The sequence below is a fragment of the Komagataeibacter rhaeticus genome (assembly GCF_003207855.1).
In the GTDB taxonomy this organism is placed as follows: domain Bacteria; phylum Pseudomonadota; class Alphaproteobacteria; order Acetobacterales; family Acetobacteraceae; genus Komagataeibacter; species Komagataeibacter rhaeticus.
Genome location: NZ_NKTZ01000001.1, coordinates 367,255 through 382,139 on the forward strand (window position 1 = coordinate 367,255; position 14,885 = coordinate 382,139).

Consider the following 14,885-nt stretch of genomic DNA (forward strand, 5'->3'; position numbering starts at 1 on the left):
CGTGCGGCACAGAAGGGAGAGTGAACATGCCCCAGGATACGGCCGGAACACCGGCCAGCCAGATCAGACTGGTGCTGGCCGATGTGGATGGCACACTGGTCACGAAGGACAAGATCCTGACACCGCGCGCCATCCGGGCCGTCGAGCGCCTGCGTGAACGCGGTATCCTGTTCACCATTACCAGTGGCCGCCCGCCCAAGGGCATGAAGATGGTGATCGATCCGCTCAGGATTTCGGAGCCGATCGCAGGCTTCAACGGCGGGATGATGGTCCGGCCGGATTACACCGTGATCGAGGCCCGCACGCTGCCCGCCGATACGGCGCGCAGGGTGATCGGCATCATCCGTGACCACAAGGCCGATCCGTGGGTCTATAACGGCAATGACTGGATCGTCTCCAATGACCAGGCCCCGCATGTCGCGCGTGAGCAGTGGACAGTGAAGTTCCCGCCCGTGGTCGGCAATGTGGAGGCGAAGCTGGACCAGGTGGTCAAGGTCACTGGCGTAAGTGATGATCTCGACCTGATGAAGCGCCTTGAGCGCGACCTGCAGCAGGCGCTGGGCGATGCGGCATCCGCCGCGCTGTCACAGCCGTACTACGTGGATGTGACCAACAGGGATGCGAACAAGGGCGGCGTGGTGATGGCGCTGGAACGCCTGCTGGGCATTCCGGCAAGCCAGATGGTGACACTGGGCGACCAGCCCAACGACGTGCTGATGTTCCGCAAGAGCGGCATGTCCATTGTCATGGGGCAGGCCAGCCCCGAGGTGCAGAAGCAGGCGACCCATGTCTCGACATCGTGCGAGGATGAAGGGTTTGCCAATGGTATCGAGAAATTCGTGCTGGGAGATGCGTGAGATGACCGGTGGACATGACGTGAAAACAGGCGCGATGGTCGTCCTGCCCGATGCCGAGGCCATTGCGCAACACATGGCGAAGTGGCTGACCGCGCAGGCGCTGGCGAAAAAGGACGGCCCGTTCGTGCTCGCGCTCTCGGGCGGGTCCACGCCAAAGCGGCTGTACCAGATCCTGGCATCCGCTGAATACCGTGACCGTTTTCCGTGGGCGAATACGCAGTTCTTCTTTGGTGATGAACGCTTCGTGCCGGAAGGTGATCCGGCCAGCAATTACAACATGGTCGAGACCGAGATGCTGGCGCATGTCAGCGTGCCGCCCGCCAACGTGCATCCCATGCCCACATCGGGCGACCCGGCGCAGGCGGCGGCCGCATACCAGGCGGAACTGGAAAAGGTCTATGGCGGCACCGTGCTGCAACCCGGCCGCCCGCTGTTTGACGTGGTGATGCTGGGGCTGGGCGATAACGGGCATACCGCCTCGCTCTTCCCGCGCCAGCCGGTGCTGCGGGAAAAAAAGCTGTGGGTCTCGACCTGCGTGCCTGATGATGCGCCCCATACCCGCATCACGCTGACCTATCCCGCCATCCATTCCAGCCGCCATGTGGTGTTCATGCTGGCGGGTGCGGGCAAGCGCGAAGCCTTTGCAAAGGTGCGCGCCGGTGACCCGGCGGAACCCGCAAGCGCCATCACGACCGAAGGCGAACTCATCTGGCTTATGGACAAGGCAGCGGCAGGGCAATAAGTGCGTTGGGCGTACAGGCCGCGCGAATGCATCATGGCCAATAAAAACGACGGGGTGCCCGGGACAGGGATGCCCCGCAGGAGAGGAAACAGCGCATGTCCATCAACACCACGGACCCCAGGGCGGAACTGAAGCGCAAGGCCGCGATCGAGGCTGCCGACATGGTAAAGGACGGCATGGTGGTCGGCCTTGGCTCCGGCAGCACGTCGGCCTTCATGATCGAGGAACTTGGCCGCCGCTGGGCGGAAGGGCTGCGGTTCTGCGCCATTCCCACATCCGAGCGCTCGGCCGAGCAGGCGCGCTCGCACGGGATAAAGCTGGTCACATTCGCTACCCACCCGCAGATCGATATCGACATCGATGGCGCGGATGAGGTGGAACGCGGTACCCTGAACCTGATCAAGGGGCTGGGTGGTGCGCTGTTCCGTGAAAAGATCGTGGCTGCCGCCTCGCGCCGGTTCGTGGTGGTGGTGGATGACAGCAAGCTGGTCGACCGGCTGGGGGCCGCCGTGCCCGTGCCGGTGGAAGTCGCCAATTTTGGCTGGACCTCCACCGCGCGCCAGCTTGAGGCGCTGGGTGCGAAGGTTGTCCAGCGCCTGGACCGCAGCGGCAATGTGTTCGTGACCGATGGGGGCAACATGATCCTGGACTGCCATTTTGGCGAGATTGCCGATTCCCCCGCCCTGCAGCGCCAGCTTGACGGGGTTGTGGGCGTGATCGAGACCGGGCTGTTCATCGGTCGTACGTCCGAGGTGATCGTGGCCACCGCCGATGGCCTGCAGAGGCTGCGCGCGGCATGACGGGCAAGGCCCTGCAGGATCAGGGAGTCAGGCCGCTGGTCCTTGTCATCATGGGGGTATCGGGCTGCGGCAAGACCACGCTGGCGGAGGGGCTGCACAACCTGCTGGGCTGGCCCTATCAGGAAGGCGACCTGCTGCATCCCCGCGCCAATGTGGAGAAAATGGCGGCAGGCATCCCCCTGACCGATGCCGACCGCCTGCCGTGGCTGGAACTGTGCCGGAAATGGCTGCACGAGCGTGTGGCGTCAGGGCAGGGCGGCATCCTGACCTGTTCGGCGCTCAGGCGGTCCTATCGTGACCTGCTGCGCGCGGGGGGCAATGAGGGGATCGTCTTCGTCTATCTGGAAATCCCCGAGGATGTGCTGTCCGACCGGCTGAAGCGCAGGCGGGGCCATTACATGCCCCCCAGCCTGCTGCCCAGCCAGCTTGCAACGCTTGAGGTGCCGACGGCGGATGAACATCCGGTCGTGGTGCATCTGGAAGCAACACCTGCGGACCTGATTGCCGAGACCCTTGGCCTGCTGAAACAGAAATTTCCTGAACGCTGAGGGGTTTCCCCAAGGTAATCAACTGATAAAGAATGATAAAAGTTTTTGGGTGCCGCCTTTTTCCAAAAAGGCGGCGTTCTTCCAAAGCTTTTTGAAAAAAGCTTTACCAAAAATTTTTTCTGATCTGCGGGATGTTTCGTGGGTAGGGAATCGATGACTGCCTCCATTGCCGTACTGTTTGTGTGCATGGGCAATATCTGCCGCTCCCCGCTGGCAGAGGCCGCGTTCCGTGACGCGGCCCGGCGGGCGGGACTTGATGCGGTGATCGATTCGGCTGGCACGGGGCACTGGCATGTCGGATCGCCGCCCGACCGGCGGGCCTGCGCTGTTGCCCTGCGGCACGGCATTGATATCAGCCGCTACCGGGCGCGTGTGGTCCGGCCTGCGGATTTTGAGCGCTTTACCCATATCGTGGCGCTGGATCACGCCAACCTTGCCCATCTGCAGGCCATGCGGCCCGCAGGCAGCCTGGCCCGGCTGTCCCTGCTGCTGGACCATGTGCCCGGCCGGCAGGGCCATGCCGTGGCTGATCCGTATTATGGCGATGCCAGCGGGTTCGAGACCACATGGCGCGACGTGGCCGCCGGGGCGGACGCGCTGGTGGCGGCACTGAAGGGCGGCGCATGACCCGCCTGGCCCGGCATGGGGCCGCCCTGCTGGGCGGGCAGTTGTGGAACTGGCATCCGTTGCAGGGCGGTGACCTGGCGCAGACGCTGCTGGTCTATCTCAATGATGGGCGCAGGGTCGTGGTCAAGAATGGTCCCGACCCGCGGGTGGAAGCCGCCATGCTGCGCGCGCTGGGCCAGACCGGCGCGCCGGTGCCCGATGTGCTGGCGGTGGATGAGGATGCGCTGGTGTTGCAGTACCTGCCCGCCGATGGCCCGCTGGCCACCTGCTGGGGCGGACTGGGGCGCGTGCTGGCGCAGGTTCATACCGGCAGGCCGCCAGATGGGGCAACCCGTTATGGCTGGGGTACCGATTACGCACTGGGTACCGTGGCAGTGCCCAACGCGTGGACGGATACGTGGCCCCGCTTCTGGGCCGAACGCCGTATTGGCATCCATCTGGAGCATGTGGGGATTGATCTTGCCCGCCAGCTTGAGCGCCTCATGCACCGCCTGCCCGAACTGCTGCCCGCCACACCGCCGCCCAGCCTGCTGCATGGCGACCTGTGGGGTGGCAATGTGCTGGTCCATGCCCGGCGGGTGACGGGACTGATCGACCCGTGCTGCTGCCATGGCCACGCGGAGGTGGATCTTGCCACCGCCGGGGTGTTCGACCGGCCTCCTGCCGCCTTCTTCATGGCCCATGGGCCGCTGGAGGCAGGGTATGAAGCGCGTTTCGCCATCTACCGGCTCTGGATCGCGCTGGTGCATCTGCGGCTGTTTGGCGCGACCTACCGGCCGCTTGTGGCCCATTACCTTGATGGCGCGGGCGTGGGGTAAGGGCATGCGTGCCCTTATGCGGGGCTGAAGGAATAAAAGTTTCTGGGTGCCGCCTTTTTTCGGAAAGGCGGCTTTCTTCGAAGCTTTTTAGAAAAAGCTTCACCAAAAAATTTTCTTTGATTTCAAGGATATTTTTTAGGGAGGGCTTTATGAAAGCTATGCCATGGAATGGCGCGAGTGACGGGGCTCGAACCCGCGACCTCCGGCGTGACAGGCCGGCGCTCTAACCAACTGAGCTACACCCGCATCCGCTGCCGCCCTGTGGGCTGCAACCGTTCGGTGAAAGGGCAAATAACAGGCTCCCCCCGACATGGCAACAGGGCAGGCAAAAAAAACGCCATGACGGGGACGTTCATGGCGTTTTTTCGGGTCCGGGCCGGATCAGGCAGGCAGTTCCACACCCTCCAGCGTCACGGCGATGGCGTTGACGGTGGCGGCAATGCGCACGGCGGTCTGGACATGTTCGGTGGTCAGGCCCGCCGCGCGCAGCTGGCGCTCATGGCTTTCCATGCACAGGCCGCAGCCATTGATGGCGGAAACCGCCATGGCCCACAGCTCGAAATCCACCTTGTCCACGCCGGGATTGCTGATGACGTTCATCCGCAGGCGTGCGGGCAGCTTTGCATAATCCCCGCCCACAAGGTGCACGAAACGGTAATAGACATTGTTCATGCCCATGATGGCCGCCGCCGCCCGCGCCGCCTCAAGTGCCGCGGGGGCCAGGCGGGGGCCGTATTCGGCGGTCAGGGCATGGGTCACGGCCGGGTTGCGCGCCGCGATGGCGCAGGCGATGAACGTGCCGCCAAGCTGCTGCGGCGTCAGCACGATGTCATTGGCAAGCGAGCTGAGGTTCAGCTTCAGGTCTTTGGCGTAGTCGGGCAGGGCGGCCTTGATGGAATCGATCGACATGAAACGTGTCCGTGGGCTGGGGGGCTGTGCCGACCCCCTCGCGCCAGTCCCGGCGCGGGGGCGGGCAGGGCATGAAGGGGGCCGGGCGGCGTGGCGCGCATGGCCGCAGGTGCCATGCGCGCCGGGTCTTCATGCCTTGATGAAGGCGTCGCCCTTGTTCCAGTTGCACGGGCACAGCTCGTCGCTCTGCAGGCCGTCCAGGATGCGCAGGATTTCCTGCGGGTTGCGGCCAACCGACAGGTCATTGACGCTGACGTGGCGGATGATGCCCTGCGGGTCCACGATGAAGGTGGCGCGCAGGGCCGCACCCGCCTGCTGGGCCATCACGCCACAGCTTTCGATCAGTTCGCGCTTGATGTCGGACAGCATCGGGATTTCAAGGGTCTTCAGTTCGTCATGGTGCAGGCGCCAGTTCAGGTGCACGAAGGCGCTGTCGATCGACACGCCATACACCACGGTGTCACGGTCCTTGAACTCACCGGCCAGCTTGCCAAACGCCACGATTTCGGTCGGGCAGACGAAGGTGAAGTCCAGCGGCCAGAAGAAGACGACCTTCCACTTGCCCGCGTCCGATTCGTCCGTGATCTGGACGAATTCGCCCTTCAGCCCTTCGGGGCCACCGGGTACGGCGCTCAGGTTGAAGGCGGGAAACTTGTCACCGATTGTCAGCATCGCGAGTAGGCTCCTGTTGGGGATCGTTGGGTGGGGCAGGGTGTGCCGCCGCCCCGGAGCCTGTATCTATGCCGGTGATGGTGCTATCACACCAGTGAATTATTTATATATGCATGATCGGAATTATCGATGCTTCCGATGCCCTCTGCCCAGCAGCTGCGCTACCTTGTCACCCTGGCCGAGATGCGCCATTTCGGCCGGGCGGCGCGCGCCTGCGCGGTAACGCAGTCAACACTTTCCGCCGGTATCCTGGCGCTGGAGCGGCAGATGGATGTCCGGCTGCTTGATCGTGACGTGGGCAAGAAGGTCGTGTTCACCCCGGTGGGGGACAAGGTCGTGACCCGTGCCCGTACGGCGCTGGAAGCCCTGCAGGGCGTGCTGGACGTGGCCGTGGCCTCGCGGGAGCCGATGAGCGGGCTGCTGCGCATCGGCGTCATTCCCACCATCGGGCCGTTTGTCATGTCCTCGCTGGTGCGCAGGCTGCCACAGGCCTATCCGCAGCTGCGCCTTTCCCTGAACGAGGACGTGACCCACAGCGTCATGGCCAAGCTGGCCATGGGGCGGCTGGATCTGGTGCTGCTGGCCATGCCGTGGGACTGCGCCGATAACGAGACCCTGCCGCTATGGCGCGACCCGTTCATGCTGGTCATGCCGCATGACCACCCGCTGGCGCAGCTGCCGGTGGTGCCGGTACGCAGCATCGTGCGTGAGCGCATGATCCTGCTGGAAGACGGGCACTGCCTGCGTGACCAGACGCTGGCCATGTGCCGCCAGGTCCGTGGCTGGACCCCGCCGGGGGACGAGGCGGAATGCGCCGTCACCTCGCTGCATACCATGGTGGAAATGGTGGCCGCGGGCATGGGGCTGGCCCTGCTGCCGCAGCTTGCGGTCGATTCCCCGCTGCTGGATGGCCAGAAACTTGCGGTCCGGCCCGTGACGGGTGCCCAGACATGGCGTACCATCGGCCTGTCATGGCGCCCGCGTTCCCCCCGGGCCGCGGATTTCCATACCATTGCCCCGTTTTTCGTGCCGGATTCGATCACACAGGCGAATTCCCTGCTGTAAAATGCCCTGGAATCCGGCTGTGTAGTTGACTCAGGGCGCAGGGAAGGGTATTCGGGCGCCTCTTTTGCGGTACATCGCCGCTAGTCGAGGGTCGGATCATGAAAATCAGAAACAGCCTGAAATCGGCCAAGGTTCGGGACAAGGACTGCCGTGTGGTCCGTCGCCGTGGCAAGGTCTACGTCATCAACAAGAAGAACCCGCGCATGAAGGCCCGTCAGGGCTGATTGCCGGACGGCCTTGACCGTCAGGTTCATCTTCGAACAGCGGCAAAGCCGCGCAGGCCGGTTTTTGACAACCTGTCTGCGCGGCTTTGCGTGCGTACCCCTGATTGGGGCGCTGGCAGGGCAGGTTGCCCATGCGGACCCGTCCGTCGGCCACGGGGTGGACAGGCATGCCGCCCCGCCCTCGGCTTCCGCCGCGCATGGCGGGGGGAAGGCTGCGGGCGAACCCTCGCTTGACAGTCTCGAGACGGAACTGGCCCATGCCGCCACCGCCCGTGGCGCGCGTGACCTGCAGGGCCGGATCGAGCAGCTGCGGCTGAAGCCGCTGGCCCCCACCACCACCCTGCTGGTCCGGCGCGCGCAGGATGACCTGGATGCCCAGCGCCCGCTTGATGCGGTGCAGGACATGGATGATGCGCTCCTGCTCCAGCCGGATGTGGAAGTGCTGTGGCGCAACCGGGCGCAGGCGCGCCTTGCCGCCCGCAATCCCGATGGCGCGGTGGCCGATCTTGGTGTCGCCCTGCATCATGACGGGCGTGATCTCATGGCATGGAAGATCCTTGAGGATACCGAGGAGCAGCGGGGCGACTGGCAGGCCGCGTGGAAAGCGTGGCAGCATGTCCGCGCACTCGATCCCACCATTCCCGATGCCGACCACCAGACCGAGCAACTGCGCCTGAAGGCTTTCGGCCAGCCAACCTGATGGATAACAGGCGTGCTTTTTTCAAGAAGGCCGCGACCTGCAAAGCTTCCTGAAAAAAGCGTCAACAGGAACTTTCTTGTGCCTTACGGGGTTTTCGCGCCTGTGTGCCCGTATCATGCCGGGCAGGTCCGGCGCGTTGCGCGCCATCGCCGCCCGGCAGGTCGATATCAGCGGTCCGTCAGGCGGAATTCGATGCGCCGGTTACGGGCAAAGGCTTCCGGTGTGGTGCCTTTGTCCAGCGGCTGGTAGTCCGAAAAGCCGGTCGCGGCCAGATGGTGCGGGTCGATCCCTTCGGCAATCAGCAGCTTGACCACCGTGATGGCGCGCGCCGATGACAGTTCCCAGTTGCTGGGAAAGGCGGAATGGATGGGCTGGCGGTCGGCATGGCCGTCCACGCGCAGGATCCACGGCACATCCGCCGGAATCTGCTGGGCAACCTGCCGCAGCGTCTTGGCCAGCACCCTGATTTCCTGCACGCCTTCGGGCGAGAGGTCCGCCCCGCCGGGCGGGAACAGCACCTCGCTCTGGAACACGAAGCGGTCGCCCACGATCTGCACGCCCTTGTGGTCCTGCATCACGCTGCGCAGGCGGCCGAAGAATTCGGAGCGGTACTGCTGCAGCTGCTCCACCTTCTTCGCCAGCGCCACATTGAGCTGCATGCCCAGGTTGCTGATCTGGCGGTCACGGTCATGCACCGTGTCCTCGGTCGCTTCCAGTACCGTGCTGAGGGCCGCAAGCTGGGCATTGAGCTGGGCAACCTGTTCATCCAGCGCGGTGGTACGCGCCTGCGCGCTGTCGCGCTCGCTGGTCTGCTGGTTGAGCTGGGCGGTAAGCGACGTGGCGGTGGCCACATCCGCGTCATGGGCCTTGTGCAGGCTGGCCACCTCGTTCTGCAGGGCGGTGGTGTGGCTGTGTTCCAGCGAGAGCATCTGCCCCAGCCGGGCCACCTCGTGCTCCAGCTGGTTGAGCGCCTGCTGGCGCTTGTTCAGCGCGACCGACAGGAAAGCCTGCCCCAGCACGAAGACAAGCAGGACGAATATGATGACCATGAGCAGCGTTGACAGCGCATCAACATAGCCCGGCCATGCATTCAGTTCGGAACGGATAGAACGACGGGAACGGCGCGCCATGGGGGGAACCTTGCCTTGTCTTGCGGTCAGGAAGCGGAATGGTTCGTTCCGGGGGCGCTTGCGGCAATGGTGCGCGCGAGCAGGCGCAGGTCATTGCGGATGTCGGTTGCCATCTGCTCGCGCCCGGCCGCCGATTCCTGTACCAGCCGCGCCAGCAGCGATTCGATGCCTTGCAGGTGTTCCTCCCCCCGGTTATCGGCAAGGGCGGCCAGGCGGTCGTTCAGCGCGGTCAGCAGGCGCTGTTCCTGTGCGCGGGTTTCCTCGCTGCGGGCCAGCAGGGCCTGCAGCTTTTCCATGTTCTCGGCGGTGTGCTCCAGCAGCGCCTGCACATAGGCCGGAACCGTGGCGTCATTGCCGCCCACCTGCAGCCCGCCCGCGGAAAGGCGGGTGATGGTGGCCAGCCATTCCTCCAGTTCATTGAAGAAGCGCGTCTGTGCCTGCCCTGCCGTCAGGTCAAGGAAACCCAGCACCAGTGCCCCCGCCAGCCCGAACATGGAGCCGGAGAACGCCGTGCCCATGCCGTGCAGTGGCCCGGCCAGCCCGGATTTGAGCTGGTCGAACATGACATTCATGTCCCCGCTGCCCACGGTCATGTTGCCGATCACATCGGCAATGGACCCCACGGTCAGCAGCAGGCCATAGAACGTGCCCAGCAGGCCCAGGAAGATGAGCAGCCCGGTCAGGTAGCGCGAAAGCTCGCGCCCCTCGTCCAGCCGGGCGGACAGGCTGTCGAGCAGCGACTGCATCACCGGGGCGGACAGGGTCAGCCTGCGGCCCTTGTCATGGGTGGCCAGCATCGACGCCATGGGGGCCAGCAGGCGCGGCGGCGGGGGGGTTGTCAGCCCCTCACGCGGGTGGCGCAGGATGTTGACCCAGCGTACCTCGGGGATCAGGCGCAGGATCATGGTGATGTTCCACACGATGCCCAGCAGCAGGATGCCCACGATCAGCCCGTCCAGGTACGGGTTGTTGCAGAAGGCCTGATACAGGGTTGTGGAAAGCAGGGCTGTGACAGCCCCGACGGCCAGAAGGAAAAGCAGGACGCGTACAAGGTAGGTCGTCGGTCGTGTCACGCAGGGATGTCCTTAACGCGGGGGTGGAGTGGAAGACGTTGAGGCCACCACACCGGAACGGGTGACGTCAACACAATCCGCGCCCGCGCCCTGCGCATTTTCCCCCGGCAGCCCCACCGCGCGGACATAGATGCGCGTGGAGGCCAGTCCGGCATGGATCAGCACCGAACGCACCGCAAGCCCGCGTGACAGCGCCACGCGGCGCGGGGTGGAGGGATCATCGGGCCGCCCTTCGCCATAGGCGACGATGCTCACATGCTGGTCGGGCAGCTTCTGCATGACGGTGGCAAATGTCTGCAGGGCGGCGATCATGCGCGGATTCATGTCGGCGGACTGGGTGGTGAAGTGCAGCCGTGTCCCCCCGGTCAGCCTTTCCGCCCGGCCACGGGCCTGCGGGTCGGCCCTGACTTCGGGCGGGGGGGGAAAGGGGTGTTCGGGCACATGCAGTTCGGGCGGGCGCAGCACCGGATTGGCAGGTGGCTGGGCAGCCACGGGGGGGAGGGCGGCAAGCGCCGCGGGGGAAGCGATGGCGGTGGCCGGCGCGTGGCTGCCCGGAATGTCGGTGCGCGGGCCGGTGGCGTCCGTATCACCCTGCGAGGCGGAGAGGCTTGCGCCGCTGGGCAGCATGGCCGGATGCTTCGGTGGCGCGCCAAGGGCGTCCAGCGCGCTCTGGCTGGTCGTGACCTGGGCACGGGCATCCGTCCCGGTGCCGGCAAGGGCACAGGCAATCAGGCCCGGCAGGGCAAGCCCGCGCAGGATGGGGCGGATGGCAGGCCGGCGGATGGGAAAAGGGATCATGTGCTGCATCGTGACCGGCAGGCTACCGGGCGATGGGGGGCGGCGCAATCGGCAAACGGGCCGGCCGCCCCATCAGGCTTCAGCCAATGCTGCTGGCAACCAGTTCACGCAGCGGGCCATGCAGGTGGGTATTGCCGGCAACCGCGTCTATCGAGGCCCCCAGATCGTTGAGATCCACGCCCTCGGGGTCGGTGGCGTAGCCCCCGGCCTCGCGCACCAGCAGGATTCCCGCCGCGCAGTCCCACGGCCTGATGCCCAGTTCCCAGTAGCCATCGTACCGACCGGCGGCAACCCAGGCCAGATCGAGGGCGGCAGCGCCGAATCGGCGTATGCCCGCCACCTGCGGCATGAGCGCGCCCAGCGTGCGGGCAAATGACAGGCGGTTGCGCGCCGATACCCTGGCAAAGGGGATGCCGGTGGCGAACAGCGCCTCGTTCATCGAGCGGCGGCCCGAGACGCGCAGCCTGCGGTCGTTGAGGAACGCACCTACCCCCTTTTCCGCCCAGAACATCTCGTTGGCGGCGGGGTTATAGACCAGACCCGCCACGATCTCGATCGTGCCATCGGGCAGGCGGCGCTGCAGGCCGATGGAAATGGCCCAGTGCGGAATGCCGTGCAGGAAGTTGCTTGTGCCGTCCAGCGGGTCGACCACCCAGCGCCATGTCCATCCCTCATGCCCCGAGGCCCCGCTTTCCTCCATCAGGAAGGCATAGCCGGGGCGCGCGCGCGCCAGTTCCTCGCGGATGGTGGTTTCGGCCCGCAGGTCGGCCTGCGACACGAAATCGCCCGGGCCCTTGATGCTGACCTGGAGCTGCTCGACTTCGTTGAAGTCACGCAGAAGACGGCGTGCGGCCTTCTGGGCAGCGTTCTGCATCACCGTCATATGGGGAGAGAGTCGCATTGCCACGGTGATCGGTCCTGTCTGGTTCGTGCGGTGGAATTGGGGGGCTGGGGGCTGGTGAACCGGCCCGCGCGGGGTGGAGACACCCCGGCACGGGCCGGGGAAGGGTCAGGACTTGGCGCGCTCGACGTAGCTGCTGTCCTCGGTGCGGACCACGATGTGCTCACCCGCTTCGATGAAGGGGGGCACCATGGTCTTCACACCATTGGACAGGCGCGCGGGCTTGTAGGAGGAGCTTGCCGTCTGGCCCTTGACCACGGGATCGGCCTCGACCACTTCCAGTGTCACCTGCGCGGGCAGCACGACGCCAACCGGGTCGCCTTCCACCAGGTTCAGGACCAGCGTCATGTTGTCCTGCAGGAAGGGGGCCTGATCACCCAGCAGGTCCAGGGGCAGCAGCAGCTGCTCGAACGTCTCGGGGTCCATCAGCACGATGTTGTCGCCATCCATGTAGGAGTAGGTGTATTCCTTCTCCTCGGTCATCAGGCGTTCAACGGTGTCGGCGGTGCGCCAGCGCTCGTTGGTCTTGTTGCCGGTCTTGAGGTCGCGCATCTCCACCTGGATGAACGCGCCGCCCTTGCCGGGGGTGATGATCTGCTGTTTCAGGACCGTCCAGCGACGGCCGTCGTGCTCAATAACCTGCCCGGCGCGGATCAGGTTTGCCTGCTGCTTCATGGTGGTCCCTGTATGGTTGTGGGAAGTATGGCGGTTCGGCTTCTAACGCCCCGCGCGCGGAAGGGCAAGGTTTGGCGCGGTTCTTTTCAGCCCCGTTCGCGCGCAAGGCGGTGGATTGTGCCATCGGGTGCGGTTGCATGCAGGGTGCCGTCCGGGCCTTCATGCAGGTAGCCGGGCGCGATCGGCACCTTGCCATGGCCACCGGGAATATCCAGCACATAGGTCGGCCAGGCAATGCCCGTCACCCGCCCGCGCAGGCTGGCCAGCAGGCGCTGCCCCTCGCGTATGGGGACATGGAAGCGCGCGGTGCCGGGCGCGGGGTCAAGCTGGTGCAGGTAATAGGGGCGGATGCGGGCGGCCACCTGCGCGCGCAGCAGGGCTTCCAGCGCCTGGGGCGTGTCATTCACCCCGCGCAGCAGCACGGACTGGCCCAGCACGGGAATGGCGCGTGCCTGCACGCGGCGGATGGCGGCGTGGGCCTGCGGTGTCAGTTCGCGGGCATGGTTGACATGGACCACCAGCCACATCGAGCGCGTGGTCTCCAGCGCATCGGCCATCTCGTCATCCAGCCGCCCCGGGTCGGCCACCGGCACCCGGGAATGGATGCGGATGGTATGGATGTGGTCCATCCCTTCCAGCGCCTGCATGATCGCGCGCATGCGGCGTGCCGAGAGCATGAGCGGGTCGCCACCGGTCATCACGACTTCATGGATACCGGTATGCGTGCGCAGCCAGTCCAGCGCATGTTCCAATGCCGCGTCATCCAGCACGCCGCCACCGGGGCCGACATGTTCGCGGCGGAAACAGAAGCGGCAGTACAGCGGGCAGACCAGCAGCGGCTTGAGCAGCGCGCGGTCGGCATAGCGGTGGACGATGCCCGGCACAGGGGAGAGCGCGTCATCCCCGATCGGGTCCGGGTCTTCCGTCGTATCGGTATGGATTTCGGCGCCATCGGGGATGACCTGCCGCCCGATCGGGTCATCGGGTGTTTCGATCAGGTCGGCAAAGGCGGGGGGAATGGCGGTGGCGTACTGTCGGGCCACGTCCTCCAGCGCCGGTACCTGGGCGGGTGTGACCAGCCCCGCCGCCAGCAGGTCGGTCACGCTGCGCAGCGTGCGGGATGCCGTGGCCGGCCGGGGGGGAGGGGGATTGACCGCGGATGTCATGCCGGGGCTGTACTGCGCGGGCCAGTTTGCCGCAACCGGAGATCCTGTCCCATGGTCGATTCCATTCCCAGCCATTCCGATCCGGCCCGCATCGCGGACCGCCTGCCCTTCCTGCTGCGGCGCAACCTTGTGCTGCGCGGCATACGGGCATTTTTTGACGCGCGCGGGTATGTGGAGGTGGAAACCCCCTGTGCCGTGCCGACTCCGGGCGAGGAAGTTCACCTGAAGGTCTTCGCTACCGAGCGGGCGGGCGCGGATGGCACCCGCCAGAAGCTGTGGTTGCACACCAGTCCGGAATTCGCCATGAAGCGCATCGTGGCTGCGACCGGCCTGCCCGTGTATCAGCTTGCACGGGTCTGGCGGAATGCGGAAGGCAGCCGGCTGCATGCGCATGAATTCACCATGCTGGAATGGTACCGTCCCGGTGCAACGCTGGCTGGCCTGATGGATGAAACCGAAGCCCTGCTGCGTGCCGTGCTGCCGCCGGTGGTCAGGGTGGGGAATGATACAATCGGAATTGCGGCCCCGTTCGAACGGCTGCGTGTGGCCGATGCCTTCCACCGCCATGCGGGCGTGGACATTCTGGCGACCGAGGGCGACGGCCCGGCCCTGGCGCGTGACGCAGGCTGCGCCCTGCGCCTTGGCGAGACGTGGGAGGACCTGTTCTTCCGCCTGATGATGGCGCGTGTGGAACCCCATATTGGCCGCACACGCCCCACTTTCCTGACCCACTGGCCGGCAAGCCAGGCCGCCCTGGCCCGTAGCGATCCGGCCGACCCGCGCGTGGCGCTGCGTTTCGAACTGTATGCGGGGGGGATCGAACTGGCCAATGCGTTCGAGGAACTGACCGACAGCGCCGAGCAGCGCGCGCGCTTCATGGCCGACCGGACGCGGCGTCGCGTGCTCTATCCTGACGAGTCGGGGCTGGACTGGCCTATGGATGAAGCCTTTCTCGCGGCACTGGACCGCCTGCCGCCGTGTGCCGGTATCGCGCTGGGGTTTGACCGGCTGGTGATGCTGGCGGCGGGCACAAGCCGTATTGCCGATGTGCAGTGGTTGGGAGAGAGATAAAAATAGTAAAAGTTTTTGGTGAAGCTTTTTTCAAAAAGCTTTGAAAAAACGCTGCCTTTTTCCAAAAAGGCAGCACCCAAAAACTTTTCCTGTCTTTTATTAATTATTT

At 65.3% G+C, this 14,885-nt stretch carries 18 protein-coding genes and 1 tRNA gene; 10 read left to right on the plus strand and 9 right to left on the minus strand.

The features are described from left to right. The first annotated feature begins 26 nt into the window (after positions 1–26). The 6 genes from CFR78_RS01665 (at position 27) to CFR78_RS01690 (ending at position 4,392) form a co-directional block, all read left to right on the plus strand. Positions 27–857 carry a Cof-type HAD-IIB family hydrolase gene (locus CFR78_RS01665; RefSeq protein WP_110580966.1) on the plus strand — a complete coding sequence of 277 codons (831 nt, stop codon included), beginning with the start codon at positions 27–29 and terminating at the stop codon, positions 855–857. Next, positions 850–1,599, plus strand: coding sequence for a 6-phosphogluconolactonase (gene pgl / locus CFR78_RS01670; protein WP_034927080.1), 750 nt, complete (start codon positions 850–852; stop codon positions 1,597–1,599). The genes CFR78_RS01665 and pgl overlap by 8 nt, the downstream gene beginning before the upstream one ends. A gap of 95 nt (positions 1,600–1,694) precedes the next feature. After that, positions 1,695–2,399, plus strand: a complete 705-nt coding sequence (gene rpiA, locus CFR78_RS01675) for a ribose-5-phosphate isomerase RpiA (protein ID WP_007396916.1) — start codon at positions 1,695–1,697, stop codon at positions 2,397–2,399. After that, a complete protein-coding gene (locus CFR78_RS01680) occupies positions 2,396–2,947 on the plus strand; it encodes a gluconokinase (protein ID WP_034927082.1) in 552 nt (183 codons plus the stop codon). The genes rpiA and CFR78_RS01680 overlap by 4 nt, the downstream gene beginning before the upstream one ends. A gap of 153 nt (positions 2,948–3,100) precedes the next feature. Next, positions 3,101–3,574 (plus strand): low molecular weight protein-tyrosine-phosphatase, encoded by a 474-nt coding sequence (locus CFR78_RS01685; protein ID WP_034927085.1) that lies wholly within the window; start codon positions 3,101–3,103, stop codon positions 3,572–3,574. Next, the gene (locus CFR78_RS01690) at positions 3,571–4,392 is read left to right on the plus strand and encodes a fructosamine kinase family protein (RefSeq protein WP_034927088.1); all 822 of its coding nucleotides are present in this window, start codon (positions 3,571–3,573) and stop codon (positions 4,390–4,392) included. Before CFR78_RS01685 ends, CFR78_RS01690 begins: the two co-directional genes overlap by 4 nt. A 169-nt stretch (positions 4,393–4,561) precedes the next feature. On the opposite strand, the gene CFR78_RS01695 is transcribed toward CFR78_RS01690, so the two are convergent. From CFR78_RS01695 to CFR78_RS01705, 3 genes are all read right to left on the minus strand, one after another. Next, positions 4,562–4,638, minus strand: a tRNA-Asp gene (locus CFR78_RS01695). A 135-nt stretch (positions 4,639–4,773) separates the two neighbouring features. Continuing rightward, positions 4,774–5,301: a carboxymuconolactone decarboxylase family protein gene (locus CFR78_RS01700; RefSeq protein WP_007396911.1), complete on the minus strand. Its 528-nt coding sequence runs from the start codon at positions 5,299–5,301 to the stop codon at positions 4,774–4,776. A gap of 129 nt (positions 5,302–5,430) precedes the next feature. Continuing rightward, a complete protein-coding gene (locus tag CFR78_RS01705; RefSeq protein ID WP_007396910.1) occupies positions 5,431–5,973 on the minus strand; it encodes a peroxiredoxin in 543 nt (180 codons plus the stop codon). Positions 5,974–6,102: 129 nt separating this feature from the next. On the opposite strand from CFR78_RS01705, the gene CFR78_RS01710 reads away from it, so the two are divergent. The 3 genes from CFR78_RS01710 (at position 6,103) to CFR78_RS01720 (ending at position 7,962) form a co-directional block, all read left to right on the plus strand. Continuing rightward, positions 6,103–7,038 (plus strand): hydrogen peroxide-inducible genes activator, encoded by a 936-nt coding sequence (locus CFR78_RS01710; RefSeq protein ID WP_007396909.1) that lies wholly within the window; start codon positions 6,103–6,105, stop codon positions 7,036–7,038. Positions 7,039–7,136: 98 nt separating this feature from the next. Continuing rightward, positions 7,137–7,262: a type B 50S ribosomal protein L36 gene (gene ykgO, locus CFR78_RS01715; protein ID WP_003617324.1), complete on the plus strand. Its 126-nt coding sequence runs from the start codon at positions 7,137–7,139 to the stop codon at positions 7,260–7,262. Positions 7,263–7,326: 64 nt separating this feature from the next. Further along, a complete protein-coding gene (locus CFR78_RS01720; RefSeq protein ID WP_051671978.1) occupies positions 7,327–7,962 on the plus strand; it encodes a tetratricopeptide repeat protein in 636 nt (211 codons plus the stop codon). 167 nt (positions 7,963–8,129) lie between these two features. On the opposite strand, the gene CFR78_RS01725 is transcribed toward CFR78_RS01720, so the two are convergent. From CFR78_RS01725 to CFR78_RS01750, 6 genes are all read right to left on the minus strand, one after another. After that, complete coding sequence (locus CFR78_RS01725) at positions 8,130–9,092, minus strand: peptidoglycan -binding protein (protein ID WP_007396906.1); 963 nt, start codon at positions 9,090–9,092, stop codon at positions 8,130–8,132. Positions 9,093–9,118: 26 nt separating this feature from the next. Further along, positions 9,119–10,165 (minus strand): hypothetical protein, encoded by a 1,047-nt coding sequence (locus tag CFR78_RS01730; protein ID WP_007396905.1) that lies wholly within the window; start codon positions 10,163–10,165, stop codon positions 9,119–9,121. Between the two features lie 12 nt (positions 10,166–10,177). Then, complete coding sequence (locus CFR78_RS01735; protein WP_223846610.1) at positions 10,178–10,963, minus strand: OmpA family protein; 786 nt, start codon at positions 10,961–10,963, stop codon at positions 10,178–10,180. A gap of 79 nt (positions 10,964–11,042) precedes the next feature. Then, positions 11,043–11,864, minus strand: coding sequence for an inositol monophosphatase family protein (locus CFR78_RS01740; RefSeq protein ID WP_034927100.1), 822 nt, complete (start codon positions 11,862–11,864; stop codon positions 11,043–11,045). Between the two features lie 108 nt (positions 11,865–11,972). Further along, entirely contained in the window at positions 11,973–12,539 is a 567-nt protein-coding gene (efp, locus tag CFR78_RS01745) for an elongation factor P (RefSeq protein ID WP_007396901.1), read from the minus strand. 86 nt (positions 12,540–12,625) lie between these two features. After that, positions 12,626–13,705, minus strand: a complete 1,080-nt coding sequence (locus tag CFR78_RS01750; protein WP_034927103.1) for a lysine-2,3-aminomutase-like protein — start codon at positions 13,703–13,705, stop codon at positions 12,626–12,628. Positions 13,706–13,756: 51 nt separating this feature from the next. Between CFR78_RS01750 and epmA the strand changes: the two genes are divergently transcribed. Beyond that, positions 13,757–14,776, plus strand: a complete 1,020-nt coding sequence (epmA, locus tag CFR78_RS01755) for an EF-P lysine aminoacylase EpmA (RefSeq protein ID WP_034927106.1) — start codon at positions 13,757–13,759, stop codon at positions 14,774–14,776. The last annotated feature ends 109 nt before the right edge of the window (positions 14,777–14,885 follow it).

Excerpts from the sequence above, each read along its gene's own strand:
- CFR78_RS01735 (WP_223846610.1), bottom strand. The coding sequence starts at position 10,963 with ATGATCCCTTTTCCCATCCGCCGGCCTGCCATCCGCCCCATCCTGCGC.
- CFR78_RS01705 (WP_007396910.1), bottom strand. The coding sequence starts at position 5,973 with ATGCTGACAATCGGTGACAAGTTTCCCGCCTTCAACCTGAGCGCCGTA.
- CFR78_RS01700 (WP_007396911.1), bottom strand. The coding sequence starts at position 5,301 with ATGTCGATCGATTCCATCAAGGCCGCCCTGCCCGACTACGCCAAAGAC.
- CFR78_RS01690 (WP_034927088.1), top strand. The coding sequence starts at position 3,571 with ATGACCCGCCTGGCCCGGCATGGGGCCGCCCTGCTGGGCGGGCAGTTG.
- CFR78_RS01725 (WP_007396906.1), bottom strand. The coding sequence starts at position 9,092 with ATGGCGCGCCGTTCCCGTCGTTCTATCCGTTCCGAACTGAATGCATGG.
- CFR78_RS01685 (WP_034927085.1), top strand. The coding sequence starts at position 3,101 with ATGACTGCCTCCATTGCCGTACTGTTTGTGTGCATGGGCAATATCTGC.
- CFR78_RS01710 (WP_007396909.1), top strand. The coding sequence starts at position 6,103 with ATGCTTCCGATGCCCTCTGCCCAGCAGCTGCGCTACCTTGTCACCCTG.
- CFR78_RS01680 (WP_034927082.1), top strand. The coding sequence starts at position 2,396 with ATGACGGGCAAGGCCCTGCAGGATCAGGGAGTCAGGCCGCTGGTCCTT.
- pgl (WP_034927080.1), top strand. The coding sequence starts at position 850 with ATGCGTGAGATGACCGGTGGACATGACGTGAAAACAGGCGCGATGGTC.
- CFR78_RS01665 (WP_110580966.1), top strand. The coding sequence starts at position 27 with ATGCCCCAGGATACGGCCGGAACACCGGCCAGCCAGATCAGACTGGTG.
- rpiA (WP_007396916.1), top strand. The coding sequence starts at position 1,695 with ATGTCCATCAACACCACGGACCCCAGGGCGGAACTGAAGCGCAAGGCC.
- CFR78_RS01750 (WP_034927103.1), bottom strand. The coding sequence starts at position 13,705 with ATGACATCCGCGGTCAATCCCCCTCCCCCCCGGCCGGCCACGGCATCC.
- epmA (WP_034927106.1), top strand. The coding sequence starts at position 13,757 with ATGGTCGATTCCATTCCCAGCCATTCCGATCCGGCCCGCATCGCGGAC.
- efp (WP_007396901.1), bottom strand. The coding sequence starts at position 12,539 with ATGAAGCAGCAGGCAAACCTGATCCGCGCCGGGCAGGTTATTGAGCAC.
- ykgO (WP_003617324.1), top strand. The coding sequence starts at position 7,137 with ATGAAAATCAGAAACAGCCTGAAATCGGCCAAGGTTCGGGACAAGGAC.
- CFR78_RS01740 (WP_034927100.1), bottom strand. The coding sequence starts at position 11,864 with ATGCGACTCTCTCCCCATATGACGGTGATGCAGAACGCTGCCCAGAAG.